This window comes from Gemmatimonadaceae bacterium (genome assembly GCA_020852815.1).
Lineage (GTDB): Bacteria > Gemmatimonadota > Gemmatimonadetes > Gemmatimonadales > Gemmatimonadaceae > SCN-70-22.
Genome location: JADZAN010000033.1, coordinates 12,671 through 26,762, shown reverse-complemented (window position 1 = coordinate 26,762; position 14,092 = coordinate 12,671). Strand labels below are relative to the sequence as shown.

8 protein-coding genes are annotated in these 14,092 nt (G+C 70.1%); 4 read left to right on the top strand and 4 right to left on the bottom strand.

From position 1 onward, the window contains the following. Positions 1–2: 2 nt before the first annotated feature. Together IT359_17055 and IT359_17050 are read right to left on the bottom strand one after the other, a co-directional pair. The gene (locus tag IT359_17055; GenBank protein ID MCC6930701.1) at positions 3–758 is read right to left on the bottom strand and encodes a hypothetical protein; all 756 of its coding nucleotides are present in this window, start codon (positions 756–758) and stop codon (positions 3–5) included. 95 nt (positions 759–853) lie between these two features. Then, a complete protein-coding gene (locus IT359_17050) occupies positions 854–1,960 on the bottom strand; it encodes a hypothetical protein (protein ID MCC6930700.1) in 1,107 nt (368 codons plus the stop codon). Positions 1,961–2,255: 295 nt separating this feature from the next. On the opposite strand from IT359_17050, the gene IT359_17045 reads away from it, so the two are divergent. Together IT359_17045 and IT359_17040 are read left to right on the top strand one after the other, a co-directional pair. Then, a complete protein-coding gene (locus tag IT359_17045; protein ID MCC6930699.1) occupies positions 2,256–2,912 on the top strand; it encodes a hypothetical protein in 657 nt (218 codons plus the stop codon). Between the two features lie 271 nt (positions 2,913–3,183). Beyond that, entirely contained in the window at positions 3,184–3,774 is a 591-nt protein-coding gene (locus tag IT359_17040) for an Hsp20 family protein (GenBank protein MCC6930698.1), read from the top strand. Positions 3,775–3,883: 109 nt separating this feature from the next. Here IT359_17040 and IT359_17035 read toward each other — a convergent pair whose 3' ends face one another. Both IT359_17035 and IT359_17030 read right to left on the bottom strand, forming a co-directional pair. After that, positions 3,884–5,029: an MFS transporter gene (locus IT359_17035; GenBank protein MCC6930697.1), complete on the bottom strand. Its 1,146-nt coding sequence runs from the start codon at positions 5,027–5,029 to the stop codon at positions 3,884–3,886. A gap of 90 nt (positions 5,030–5,119) precedes the next feature. Further along, on the bottom strand, positions 5,120–6,871 hold the full coding sequence (locus IT359_17030; GenBank protein ID MCC6930696.1) for a peptide ABC transporter substrate-binding protein: 1,752 nt from the start codon (positions 6,869–6,871) through the stop codon (positions 5,120–5,122). A 214-nt stretch (positions 6,872–7,085) separates the two neighbouring features. On the opposite strand from IT359_17030, the gene IT359_17025 reads away from it, so the two are divergent. Further along, entirely contained in the window at positions 7,086–11,987 is a 4,902-nt protein-coding gene (locus IT359_17025; GenBank protein MCC6930695.1) for a diguanylate cyclase, read from the top strand. Positions 11,988–12,246: 259 nt separating this feature from the next. After that, a complete protein-coding gene (locus tag IT359_17020; protein ID MCC6930694.1) occupies positions 12,247–13,965 on the top strand; it encodes a S8 family serine peptidase in 1,719 nt (572 codons plus the stop codon). Positions 13,966–14,092 lie beyond the last annotated feature (127 nt).

Genomic DNA, 14,092 nt, shown 5'->3' with positions numbered 1-14,092 from the left:
GCCTAACGCTTGGCGTCGCCCGCGGGAACGGGCGAGAGTGCCGGCGCCAGCAGGGAGGCGATGGCGTCGAAGCCGTCGGTGAGGCGATGACCGCCGCGCCGCACGTAGGGCCTGGCGATCGTGGTGTCGACCTTGGTGCACCCCGTGTCCTTGTCGCCGTCACCGTACACGCAGATCACGGTTAGGCCGCGCAGTTGCGTGACCTCGGGTGCCACCGGGACGTCGTCGTCGCGCTTGACGTCGCGAACCATGTCGATGAAGTGGAACTGGAAGTTCGCGCTCGTCGACATCGACACCAGGGCGACCATGTCGACCTTCCGCCGCAGCGCATCGGGCCAGCGGGCGACGACAAACGGCACGATGTCGGCGCCACGCGAGTAGCCCAGAACGACGAGCCGCGTGCGATGCCATGCCGCCAGGTAGTGGTTGGCGACACACCCGACGTCGTGTGCGGCATCGACGGGGGTGCGTCGCGTGGAGAGATACGCCCGCATGTTGAGTCCCACGACCGATGCGCCGCGCGCGACCAGCGCATCGGCCACCTGCTGGTCGGCGTTTGCCCATCCACCGTCTCCCGTGAGGAGGAGGACCAATGGCCCCGCCCCCTGTGCGGCGGGGCGCTCGATGAGTGGCAGCGGCTTGCCATCACTCGTCAGGCAGGGAGCGTCGCCCAGCGGCAAGGCATGGGCCGGTGCCGATGCATGGGCAAGCGCGACGATGGCGATCGACAGCGCGGTGACGCGTGGAGTGAACGGCATGATGGGAGAGATGAGGGGTGGGGGGCACGCCGGGCGCGCCCCCCGCCAACACTCTCCTGCCAGAGCTTACTCCTCGATGAACGCGCGTGCGTCCGCTAGCTGCTCATCCACGGCATGGCAAAGCGCAGTCGCGCCACCACGCCTTCCGCGCGCTCGTCGATCTCCTCGGCTGCCGCGCCGTGGACCTCGCGCACTTGCGCCCCCTGGCTAAAGGCGTGACGCATCAGGTCATCGGTGTCGGCCGGGAAGCGCTCCACGAAGCGCTCGCTGAGGATCAGGTCGGCCACGCCGTCGCGATCGAGCATTGCCCGCGTGGCACGCAGCCCGGCGACGCCGCGGCCTCGCGCTCCGTGCTCATCGATGATCTCCCGCACCAGCTCGGTGTCGAGCTGCTCCAGGCGCGCCATCGTGACGCCAGCCACTGCCTGCGCAATCTCGAACGGCGTGGAGTGCAGGTCGAGCCCATCGACCGAGAGCGTGCGCGCGGCCAGCGAAGTCGGGATCGCCGAGCGCATGGCGGACACCGCGCGCGCGTTGCCGGCCACGACGAGCCATCCATCCTTTCCCGCGATTTCGAGCGCGCGCACCATCGCCTCGGAGAAGAGGCGGTCGCGCATCGCGAGGTGCTGGCGATCCATCTCATCGGCGACCGTGCCGCCGCGCGTCCCGGCATGGAACGCCGCGTTGGCGCCCCCCAGGTGCCGCTCGACATCGACGTCGGCGCGCGCCTCCAGCGTCTCCAGGCGTTCGAGGTGGCGCGGCGGCGCGAAGCGATACAGGTGGACGTGCCGCGCATCGACCATCATCACCGCCGCCGGAACACCTAACGACACCTCACGCAGCAGCGGCGACAGCAACACGCCCTGCTGCCACGTGGCAAGGTTGGGGACCACGGTGTCGATCGGCGTGAAGAAGACCACCTCGCGCTCATCCACGACCAGCAGCACCCCCGGTGCGCGCAACGACTCGCGCTGCGCCGTCATCCACGAGCGCAGGTGCTCGATGGCGGCGTCGAGCGCCATGCGGTCGGCGTGGGGAGCGCTGGCGGTGCGGTCGCGCAGTGAGCGAAGAGCCTGCGTGAGCTCCGCCTCCCAGCGGTGACGATCGGCCGGGTTCTCGACGGTCGCGTGCAGGTACACGGTGAGCACCTGGCGACCCTGGAACGTCGCCGCCAGCTGCAGCAAGTCGCGATGGTTCAACATACGGCACCCCGGTTTGGTTCGGGTGATCGTGGCAGACGAGCAGCCTGGGACATCGGTGCGTCGCGTCCTTTCCTTGGCGACGCTGGCCATTCATCCCACGCCACCCGCCTGAATGAACTTGCAGTGGTGTGCTCGCCAAGGGCCATCCGAGAAACCCCCACCACCCCTCCCGATGTTCCGACTGCGCCCGGTTGGTTCGGACACGCCGACCAGCGCCCTCCTGACGAACGTCCTGCATTCTCCCGCTGGACCATCGGGCCCCGCTCGCGCACTGTTGAACAGGCAAGGAGGACGTATGCTACGCTATCCCGATCGCGAAGCCGCCGGCCGCCGACTCGCCAGCGCCCTGGGAGCATACGCGGCAAAGACCGATACCATCGTCCTGGGCCTGCCGCGCGGCGGCGTGATCGTCGCCGCCCAAGTCGCCTCGGCGCTGCGCCTCCCGCTCGACACGTTCACCGTGCGAAAACTCGGCGTTCCATGGAACCCTGAGCTGGCGGTCGGGGCCATCGCCACGGGCGACGTTGTCGTCTTCGATCACGACGGTATGCGGACCGTCGGCCTCAGCATGCACGACCTCGCGCCAATCATCGAGATGGAAGAGCGCGAACTGGCGCGGCGAGACGCCGTCTTCCGCGCCGGACGCGGCGAGCTGGCGGTGCGCGGAAAGACCGCCATCGTCGTCGATGACGGCCTGGCCACCGGCGCCACGATGACCGCCGCCGTCGAGGCGCTTCGCAAGCTCGGCGCCCGACGCATCGTCTGCGCGGTTCCGGTCGGCGCCGAAGCGGCCTGTACCTCGCTTCGCGCGCTCGCCGACGAGTGCGAGTGTCTCGAGATGCCCCACCCCTTCTATGGAGTGGGCGCCTGGTATGACGACTTCCACGACGTGAGCGACCAGGAAGTGCTCGACGCGCTCGATGCGCACCCGCCGGCGCCCCAGCCCGCCTGACGACGGCGCGCACAACGCGCACGAAGAAGTCGGCGGGTGTGGCGCATGCGTATCAGGATATCCTAATCATCTCCTGCAGGCCAGCTCGAGCATTCGTTGCAGCGCCGCGCCCGCTGTATCGGAATTCTTGCGCAGTTGAGGGCAATTCCCGGATTGCCAAGCCGACTACCGCGCCGCATTCTGGGACCCCGCGGCAACGCCACCATTCACGCCGACGCCCTGGCGGCGGAGCCTGCAGTTTCACGTGAGGGCGAGACGAAGGAGTGCGACCATGCCCAACATTCGCATCCAGCGCGCCGCCGATGGCGAGCGCGACCTTCCCATCTTCACCGAAATGGCGCGACGCATGGAGTCTGTCCGGCAACGCGCATTCGAGCTGTTCGCCGAGCGCGGGCGAGAGGAAGGGCACGACCTCGACGATTGGATTACCGCCGAGCACGAAGTACTCGGGTGGCCCTCCGCCGAGCTCAAGGAAGCCAACGGCGCCTTCCAGGTCGACATCACCCTCCCCGGCTTCAACGCCAAGGAGGTCGAGGTCACCGCGACGTCGTCGGAGCTGATTGTCCATGCGGCCTCCGTGAAGGAGCAGCATGGGGAAGATGAAGAGGTGCTGTGGAGCGAGTTCGGCTCCAACGACGTCTATCGGCGCTTCGGTTTTCCACGCACGGTCGACGCCGACAAGATCACCGCAACGCTCGAGAACGGGATCCTGAAGGTCCGCGCGCCAAAGCTGGAGGTGTCCGTGGAACCGTCGCTCGCGGCCGAGCGACCGCTCGCGTCGTCCAAGTCGAAGACGATGCCGGCAGGCACAACGATGCCATCGTCGCGCGAGAGCGCCATCGACGTCCCCATCACGGGGTAGCAGCATCCCCGCGTGACACGAGGCGCGGCCGTCCCCTGCCCCCCACGACGGCCGCGTCTCCACGTCGCCGGTGACGTGCGGCGCGTCAGGCGGCGGGTCAGGCGGCGGGTCAGGCGGCGCGCTGGACGGGGAGCGGGGTCGGCTGTCGTTCGGCGAGCGAACGTGCCAGGAGCGCGGTCACGAAGCACGCCACCCCCACCACCGCCATGCCACCGCGCAGGTTGGTCACCTGCGCCACGAAGCCGATGAGAGGAGGGCCCGCCAGGAGCCCGAAGTAGCCTAACGTGGCGACGGTGGCGATCCCCGAGCCGGCCTTCATCCCCGGCACACGGCTCGCCGCCGTGAGAACCGACGGGAAGGCGGTGGCCAGCCCGCCCCCTACCGATCCGAAGCCGATCGCGATGGCTCGCGTTCGCGTATCCCATAGCGCGAGCACGATCCCCGCCGTTGCCACGAGTGCCCCGACGCCCACGGTACGGGTCGCCCCCAACCTGACCGTGAGCCGGTCGCCCACCACTCGCCCCAGCGCCATGGCGATGGAGAAGGCGGCATAACCGGTGGCGGCGAGCCCGGGGCCGGCGCCGGCCACGTCGCGCAGGTAGACCGCACTCCAGTCGCCCATGGCCCCCTCGGCAAAGAGGACGCTGAAGGCGAGCAGCCCGAGGACGGCGAGCCGGCGCCCCTGTGGCGGCGCCTCGGCGGTCGCTTCCTCATGCGGATGTTCCTCGAAGCGGGCGGGATAGAGGAAGCGCCAGGCGACGATGGTCACGATGATGGTCGCGGCACCCACCGCCGCCAGGTGCATGCCGGGCGCGATTCCGGCAGCTGCAATCATTCCGCCTATGGCCGCCCCGGCCAGCCCGCCGCCGCTGAAGAGGGCGTGGAAGGAGGCCATGATCGGCGCCCCGTGCGCGCGCTCGACCGTCGACGCCTGGGCGTTCATCGAGACGTTGAGCGACCCGTTGGCCGCGCCGTTGAGGATGAGCGCCGCCAGCAGGAAGGGGAACGAGGGGGCCACCGCTGGCAGGGCGAGGGTGGCCGCGTACAGGACCGCCGCGCCGCAGGTGACCACGCGGCTCCCGTAGCGCGCCACCAGGCGACCGGCCAGCGGCATGGCCAGCAGCGCCCCCGCCGCCGCTCCCAGCAGCGCAACGCCGAGCGTGCCCGCGGAGAGCGCGAGCGCACGTTGCGCATCGGGGATGCGCACCACCCAACTGGCGACAGCAACGCCATCGAGGAAGAAGATCGCCGCCACCGCGACACGGGCTCGCGATGGCGACGGGGGTGGGTGCGTCAGCTGCAACGGACCGGGCAGGGCTTCCTCGACGGCTGATCGATGGCGGCGCTACGTCGAGGTCGCGGAGTCACCCGGGCCAGCCGCGCGTCCCGCCTGGATGTCGGCGCCGATCGGGATGCGGTCGCGCGCGATGCGCTGATCCGGCGCGATGGTCCAGTCGCCGAGATTGAGCCACCACCCGGCCTTGGGGAGTACGCCCGGGTCGATCCGCTTGTGGATCCCGGCGACCATTTTCGGCTCGTAGAGGAAGATGGCGGCGGCGTCCTCGATGATGGTGGTGTACGCGCGATGGTACAGCGCCTTGCTCCTGGCGGCATCGAACTCGACGCGCGCCGAGTCGAACGCGGCGTCGACGACCGTGTTGGAGTACGCCGCATAGTTCGTCCCCCACGGCGCCGGCGGCTTCGGCGTGGCAAAGGTGGCCGCGGCGTCGGTCGGCGAGGGATCGGGATGCAAGGCGTGCATGGTGACGTCGAACTTCCCCGCCTCCATCCGCGTCACGTACGTGTTGAACTCCATGTCCTCGATGGAAACGTCGGCGCCGATCCCCTTCCACGCCGCCTGCAGGAGGATCGCCGCCTGGCGCCGCGTGGCGCTCGACGACGGAACGATGATCCCGAAGGCGAGCGCACGCCCCCCCTTCTCCCGCACCCCGTTGCCGTCGGCATCACGCCAACCTAACGAGTCGAGCAGCCGCTTCGCCCCGGTTGTGTCGTAGGGAAGTCCGCCTATCGTCGTGTCCGCGGTCCACTGTGCGCGCACCACCGGACCGATCCCCACGTACGCCAGCGTGTCGAAGAGGTTCTTCACGATGGTCGGACGGTCCACCGCCATGGCCAGCGCCCGGCGCACTCCGCGATCGGAGAGAATCGGGTGCGGCCGGCGGCGGTTGGCGGGGTCCATGTTGTTGAACATCGAGAAGCCGAAGTCGAAGCCCTGGTACGGCACCAGTCGCGCCGTCTTCGACTCCGCAACCTTCTGCACCGCCTCACCGCGCAGGATCTCCACCACGTCCGCCTCTTCGGCCACGAGTCGCGCCCACAGCGTCGCGGGATCGGGGGAGATGCTCCAGATCTGGCGGTCCACCCTGGGTCGCCCGCGGAAGTTCGTCGAGTCGGCGACGAGCTCGATCAGCGACCCCTTCACCCAGCGGCGCAGGCGATAGCGCCCATTCCCCACCGGGCGCTGCGCATACTCCGACTCGCGCAACTTGTCGTGCGGAATGTCCTTGAGGAGGTGCGACGGCATCACCGTGAGGTTGTTCACCACGGAGAAGAACTGCTCCGGCGAACGCGCGCTGAACCAGAGCACCGGCGTGAGCGAGTCGCGCACCGACACCGAGTCGACCATCGACAGCCCCGCCAGCTGCCGCGACATCACGACCGGGTCCTTGTTCACCTCGACCGAGTAGCGAACGTCCTCCGCCGTGACCGGCTTCCCATCGTGCCACCTGGCGCGCGGGTCGAGCGAGAAGGCGATCTGCAGCGAGTCGGCCGACCAGCTCCAGCTCTTCGCCAGACGCGGCTCGTACCCCTGGTCACCAACTGTCTGCAGCGACGCCGGCGGCAGCGCCAACGGCTCGAACATCTGGTCGATGATTCCCTTGCTCACCAGCTGCTGCGCCAGCGCGGGCATCAGGAAGTCGGCGTCAGCGGCAACGGCGATGATGATGGTACCGCCGCCGGAGGCACCGTCGCCGGACGCCCCGCCCCTGGAGTCGCAGGCGGCAAGGAGCAACGCGACCGGGGCCGCGAGGGCGATAACGAACCGGCGCGAACGACGGGAGATGGAGAGGAGCATGTCCGGGGGCCTGGTGATGAACTCGCACGAGAGACGCGCCGCGACAGCGACAGGCAACGCCTTTCCACACATCGACTTGCCGTGAGCCGACGCGCTCCGTCACCTCGTGACAGCGCCTCACGCCATTCGTCCTTCCTCTACAGAGCTGTCCCACGTCGCGAAGGCATGCCGGGGACCCTCGATCTGCTCCCGTACGTCTCCCGCCCTTCCCGACTTGCCTAACAGGACCGACCGCGACGCCCAGGCGCAAGGGTGTGAAGGCGCCGCGCCAGCGCGAGCGCCAGCCACGCGGGCGCTCCAGGCGCTCTCGACCTTGGACTGGAGCTCGCTCGTCGCGCTCGCCGAGGAACAGGGAAAGGTCGGCAGCCGCGCCCTCGCCCGCGACGCCTACGAAGTCGCGCTGTGGCGACTGTCGGAGGCGCCTATCGAGGACGCCGTGCGCGACCAACCGGGTCGCCGCGCGGCCGCCCTCACGCGGTGGATCGCACGCTCGCTGCAGGTGGACGGCCGCCACGAGGAGGCGCTGGATTGCGTGGACGCGTCGGAGGCGATCGCCCTCGCCAACGGCGACCAGATCGCCTACGGGCACGCCGTCAACGTGCGGGGGATCATTCACTGGCACCGCGGCGAGCTGTCCGAGGCGCAACGCCTCTATAGTCAGTGCCTCGACATCGCGCTCCACGAGTCGGCCACGCTGCTGGCGGCCATGGCGGCGCAGAACCTCGGCATCGTCGCCACCGTGCGCGGTGACCACGACCAGGCGCTGCACCACTTCAAGGCCTCGTTGCAGGCCTATCGCTCGTTAGGGGCCGACCGCGAGATCCTCGCGGTGCAGAACAACCTGGGACGCCTGCACTGCGATCGTGCCCAATGGGACGAGGCCGAGGCGGCGCTGGAGTCGGCGCTGTCGCTCGCCACCACGCTCGGCGAGACGAGCCGGGCCACGATGATCGAGATCAACATCGCCGAGATGTGGGTCTCGCGACGCGACTTCGACAAGGCAGAAGCGTCGTGCGCACGCGCCATCGCCCGTGCCCGCACGGCTGGCGACTCGCACGCCGACGGCGAGGCGCAGCGCGTGCTTGGGATCATCGCCCGCGAGCGTCGCGACTTCGAGGGGGCCGAATCGTCGCTCGCCCTCGCCGACCGCATCGCGCAGGAGCGCGAGGACGTGCTGCTGCAGGCGCACGTGGCGCGCGAACGCGCCGAGCTCGCGCGCCAGCTGGGGCAGCTGTCGGACGTGCTCCTCCACCTGACGCGAGCGCGCGCCCTCTTCGGGCGGCTGCGCGCGCAGCGATCCATGGCCGACATCCAGCGGCTGTCGCGCCGCATCGAGCTCGACTTCATGCACGTGGTGCAGCAGTGGGGTGAGTCGGTCGAGGAGAAGGATCGCTACACGCAAGGGCACTGCGAGCGCGTCGCCGAGCTGTCGTGCGCGCTGGCCGAGCGGTGCGGCGTGGACGAGCCGTCGCTCTTCTGGTTCCGCATCGGTGCCATCCTGCACGACGTCGGCAAGGTCAGCATCGACCAGGAAGTGCTCAACAAGGCGGACCGCCTCACCGCCGCCGAGTGGGTGCTCATCAAGCGGCACACGGTGACGGGGGTCGAGATGCTGTCGGCCGCTGGGCTCCCGGACGACGTCACGCACATCGTGCGCTCGCACCATGAGAACTGGGACGGGAGCGGCTATCCCGACGGGCTGCGCGGGGAACGCATTCCGCTGTGGGCGCGCATCGTGTGCGTGGCCGACGTGTACGATGCGCTGACGTCCGAGCGCTCGTACAAGCGCGCGCTGTCGCACAGCGAGGCCATGGAGGTGATGCGGCGCGACGTGGGGCGGCAGTTCGATCCCGCCGTCTTCCACCTGTTCGAGGAGATGACGCGCGTCTCGCCGCCGGTGCAGCGCCACCTCCGCGACGCCCCCGGCATCGAGGTCGCCGGGCGCATGCGGACACCCGCCAGCAGCACCCCGGTTCCCGGGCAGTCCGCCAGCAGCAACGCCGCCCCTTCCCGGGACGACCTCACCGGCCTCCCCCTCCGCAAGGCGTTCCTCGCCACCACCCAGCAGGCGCTCGAGGCGGCGGCGGCCGCGGGGCACGTCGCCTCGCTCCTGGTCATCGACGTCGACCACTTCAAGCTCGTCAACGACACGTACGGTCACCTGCAGGGCGACGACGTCCTGCGCGCCGTGGCCAACGGGCTCGAACAGGGCGTGCGCCCTGGCGACCTGGTGGGACGCTACGCCGGCGACGAGTTCGTGGTCCTCCTCCCGGGCACGACGCACGACGGCGCGCTCGCCATCGCCGAGCGGCTGCGGCTCGGGATCGAGTCGAGCCGGCTGGTGGTGCGCGACCGCGTGGAGGAGACGATCGGCGTCACGCTCTCCATCGGCGTCTCGACGTCGGGTCCAACGATCGCCAGCGCCGACGACCTGTTCGCCGCCGCCGACCGCGGGCTCTACGCCGCCAAGAAGCGCGGGCGCAACGCGGTGGGAAGCGCGCTGGACGAGGTCAACGAAGCCACCGTCCCCACCCTCGACTTCGAGCGATTCGTGGGGCGCACGCGAGAGCTGCGCCTCCTGATCCGCGGGCTGGAGCTGGCCACGACCGGCAAGCCGCGCTTGATTGAGGTGGTGGGCGAGGCCGGCGTCGGCAAGTCGACGCTCGTCAGGCAGTTGCGTCCCGAGGCGCGCCTGCGCGGCGCGGCGATGGTAGCCGGGCGCTTCATCGAGGCCGACGTCAAGCCGCCGTACGGGCCGTGGGCGGAGATCATCGACAGCATCCATCGCCTGGGGCTCGTCGCCCCGCGCCCGTGGCCCGAGCTGGGGCGCCTGGTTCCCGCGCTCGACCAGCCCGGCGGCGATCCCGCCGTCGGCAGCAAGTACGCCCTGCTGGCCGAGATGGCGGAGTACTTGCGGCTGGCGACTCGGCGCGCGCCGGTCATCGCCGTGCTCGACGACGTGCAATGGGGCGACGCGTCGTCGTGGGACGCGCTGGAGTTCATCCTCCAGAAGCTCGAGGACGAACGCCTCCTGATCTGCCTCACCACGCGCGTCGAGGACACGCACGTCGTGGCCGAGCGCCGGCGCCGGCTGTCGCGCGACGAGCGCACGAGCGAGGTGCAGCTGCAACGTCTCACGCTCGCCGAGCTGAGACTCTGGATCGAGACCGTGTTCCACCAGGGGAGCGTGGGCGACACCTTTCCCCGCTTCCTGCACCAGTACACGGAAGGGAACCCGCTCCTGGTGGTGCACGTCCTGCGTTCGCTGGTGGAAGATGGCGCCGTCTGGTACGCCGGGCGCCGCTGGCAGTGGAACGACACGCCGGAACTGCGGCTGCCGACCGCGGTCGCGGACCTCATCGCCGCGCGCGTGGCGCGCCTCTCGGACGACGCGCGGCGGCACCTGGCGCTCGCCGCCGTCGTGGGACGCACCTTCGACGTCGACGTCGTCCTTGCGGCTGGCGAGGTCGACGAGGATGACTTCCTCGATGCCGTCGACGAGGCGATCGCCGCCAAGGTCGTCGACGACGCCGCCGGCGGGCAAGGCGACCAGTACTCGTTCTCGCACGGCCTCATCGCCGGCGCGATGCGCGCCTCGCTCAACCAGCGACGCCTGGGGCGCGCCCACGAACGCGTCGCGGTCGCGCTCGAACAGCTGCGCCCCAACGCCGTCGCCGACATTGCCGCCCACTACGACGCCGCCGGCGTGAGTGAGAAGGCGTTCCAGTTCGCCATCCTCGCCGCCGACCGCGCCGCCGCCGTCTATGCGCATAACGAAGCCGCGGCCTCGTTCGCCGTGGCCCAGCGCCATGCGCCCACGGTGGAACAGCGCCTCGAGACGCGGCTGCGCCAGGCCACGGCGCTCGAACTCGCCGGGCGCTACGAGGATGGCGTCGCCCTCTGCGACCTGATCCTCGCCGAGGAGCTCTCGTCAGGCGCCGGCGACCGCCTCATCGCCGTGCGCCGGCAGCGGGAGCGCGTGCGAATCCTCCTCGGCCAGTCGCTCGCCGACGCGCGGGTCTCCGTCGAGGCGCTCCTGGCCGAGGCGCAGGGACGCGGCCAGCGTACCGAGGTCATCCTCCTGCAGGGGATGCTCTCCCGCATCTACCTCCGCATGGGCGAGCCCGCCGCCGGCCTCGCCTTCGCCCGGCAGGCGGTGGAAGGCGCCGAGGAGGATGGCGACGATCACCTCCTCGCCGACACCCTCGTCCACCTGGGCACCGCCTCGCTCGAGGGCGACCCCGACGGATCGGTGCGCTGCTACCGCCGCGCGCTCGACACCTTCGAGCAGCACAACGACCACGTGGCGCAGGCGCGCACGCACATCAACCTCGGCATCGCCCTTTCACAGTTAGGTAAGGTCGACGCGTCGCGCCTGCACTACGAGGCGGCGCTCGCCCTGGGCCGCCGCACGCGCACGCCCGACATGGTGGGGCTGGCCTCGCTCAACCTCGCGGTCCTCCTGATGAAGGTGGGGCACTTCGCCGAGGCCGAGCTGCACCTGACGGAGGCGATGCAGGAGTTCCAGGTGGTGCGCAACGAGCTGCATCGCCTGGCCGCGCTGTACAACCTGGCCAACCTGGCGCGCGAGCGCGAACAGCTGAAGCGCGCCGCCGAGCTGTATGGCGAGGCCGCCGTCGTCGCCACGTCGATCTCGCAAGCCGACGTCGAGATCGGCGCCCGCTCCGGCCAGGGGCTGTGCTACCTCTCGCTGGGACGCGCCGACGAGGGGCGCGCCTGCCTGCGAACCGCCGAAGTCCTCTTCGCCAGACGCCCCGACTGGTGGTTCCAGGGACGCGAACTCCTCGTGGCGCTGCGCATCCGCACCGCCCTGCTCGACGGAAAGGTGCGAGACGCCGAGCAGCTCTACCGCGACTCGCTCGTACTGGCCGAGCGCCACGACCTGTACGCCGCCGCATGGCTCGTCGCCGAGGTCGCCGCCGACCTCGTGCAGGGCGGCTACGAGGCGGTGCGGGAAGATGTGGAGCGCTTCCGCGGCCAGCTGTCGCGCCTGGACTTTGTCCCGCTGACCGCGCGCTACGAGCGTTTGCGCCTCGACGGCCTGGGGCACGCGAACGGCGAGGGCGAGGGAGCGCACCCCGCGACTTCGGGGTAGAAACCACTTCACGATTGGTCGCCGCCCCGTCGCGATGCCCCTCGGCGTCGTGCGCAGGAGCCGTGTGCCGGGACCCTGCGTCGGCCGGGTGCAGTCGACCATTCGTGAGATAGCTGCTAGTCTCAACACACGCGGTCGTCGCCCAGCGCGAAACCAGTATCGTTTGCCGCCTGGGGAGTTTCCCTGGGGGTCATCCCTGCGGATCCACCTGTGGGATCGACCGGTCCCTCACGTCGTCGTGTCACCCGACCAGTGCCTCATGTCGCCTCGTCCAGCATTCTCCGCGGTATCCGTCTCGTCACTCTTTTCGCTCTTGATCCTGGGCGCGTGCAGCGCGCCACGCACCACGCCGGTGACGGCACCGGTGCCTGCACCGGCGACTGCGCCGGTGCCAGCCGCCGCGCCCACCCCTGGTGCGGCGCCGACGCCAACGGCCACGCGCGAGATCACCGAGGCGCCTAAGGATTGGCAGCTTCTCGATGCGGCGGCCGACGGCGTCCCCGGGACGAGCGCCCGGCGCGCCGTGCGTGAGTTGCTGGCGGGGCGCACGCCGCAGCGCACCGTGGTTGTCGCGGTGGTGGATGGCGGCGTCGACACCGCGCACGTCGCGCTGCGCTCGGCACTCTGGAGCAACGCCAAGGAAGTGGCCGCGAACGGGAAGGACGATGACAACAACGGCTATGCCGACGACACGCGCGGCTGGAACTTCCTCGGCGGGGCCAGCGGCGAGAACGTGAACTGGGACACGCTCGAGCTCACGCGCGAGCAGGTGCGCTGCACCAAACTCACCGCTGTGCCCAGCCCCACCGCCGCCACCGACTCCACGCGCGCACGCTGCGCCGCGATCGCCCGGCAGTTCGAGGCCAAGCGCACCGAGCTGCAGCAGATGTCGGCGCAGCTCACCATGATCGACGGGATGTACCGCCGGTCCGTGCGCATCTTGCGGACGGCGCTCCCCACCGATTCAGTCACCGAGGCGCGCGTGCGCGCGCTGGCGCCGGCCGTCGACAGCGTGCGCCAGGCGCGAGAGCTCTTCCTGCGCATGACGGCGGCGGGGATCACGGGGCAGGCGATCGCCGACAGCAAGGAGGACGTGCAGGGACAGCTCGAGTACGGGCTCAACACCGACTTCGATCCGCGGAAGGTGATTGGCGACAACCCCAGTGATCCCGCGGAGCGCCGGTACGGCAACCGGGACGTCACCGGCCCGGATGCCAAGCACGGGACGCATGTGGCGGGGATCATCGCCGCGGCGCGCGACGCCGCGAGCGGGGTGGAGGGGATTGGCGCCGGTGCCATGGTGAGGCTCATGCCCGTGCGCGCCGTGCCTAACGGCGACGAACATGACAAGGACGTCGCCAACGCCATCCGCTACGCCGTGGACAATGGGGCGCAGATCATCAACATGTCGTTCGGGAAGGGCTTCTCACCCGACAAGGCGGCGGTCGACGCGGCGGTGAAGTACGCCGACTCGAAGGGAGTGCTCCTCGTGCACGCGGCGGGGAACGATGGGGAGGACCTGGCGGAGTCGCCGAGCTTCCCGGTCGCGGGGTACGCGGGGGGCGGAAGCGCGGCCAACTGGATCGAGGTCGGCGCGTCGTCGTGGAAGGGCGGGAGCGCGCTGGCGGCGCCGTTCTCCAACTATGGAAAGGCCCAGGTCGACCTCTTCGCCCCCGGTGTCGACATCCTGTCGACAGTGCCGGGCGGCGGCTTCGCGCGAGAGAGCGGGACCAGCATGGCGAGCCCAGTCGTGGCCGGCGTCGCGGCGCTGCTCATGAGCTACTTCCCGAAGCTGAGCGCGGGCGACGTGAAGCGCCTCCTGGTCGAGACCGCGACGCCGCACGGTGATGAGATGGTCGTTCGCCCCGGGACGCAGGGGGAGAAGGTCCGGTTCGGCGAGCTATCGCGCACCGGGGGGATCGTGAACGCGTATGCGGCGGTGAAGGCGGCGCTGGCGGCGGGGGGAGTGGCGCAGTAAGGGTGGACTTAGTCGGGCAATTTGGGGTCGGGCAGTTTGGGGTCAGAGTCAGCGAACCAAATTCTCGGTGACTCTGACCCCAATTTCGGGGTCGTAAACAGCTACCCCACAAGGGGTTACTTGCGGC

What these genes read in the sequence shown, in the direction of transcription:
- IT359_17055 (MCC6930701.1), bottom strand. Translation starts at nt 758, where the DNA reads ATGCCGTTCACTCCACGCGTCACCGCGCTGTCGATCGCCATCGTCGCG.
- IT359_17050 (MCC6930700.1), bottom strand. Translation starts at nt 1,960, where the DNA reads ATGTTGAACCATCGCGACTTGCTGCAGCTGGCGGCGACGTTCCAGGGT.
- IT359_17045 (MCC6930699.1), top strand. Translation starts at nt 2,256, where the DNA reads ATGCTACGCTATCCCGATCGCGAAGCCGCCGGCCGCCGACTCGCCAGC.
- IT359_17040 (MCC6930698.1), top strand. Translation starts at nt 3,184, where the DNA reads ATGCCCAACATTCGCATCCAGCGCGCCGCCGATGGCGAGCGCGACCTT.
- IT359_17030 (MCC6930696.1), bottom strand. Translation starts at nt 6,871, where the DNA reads ATGCTCCTCTCCATCTCCCGTCGTTCGCGCCGGTTCGTTATCGCCCTC.
- IT359_17020 (MCC6930694.1), top strand. Translation starts at nt 12,247, where the DNA reads ATGTCGCCTCGTCCAGCATTCTCCGCGGTATCCGTCTCGTCACTCTTT.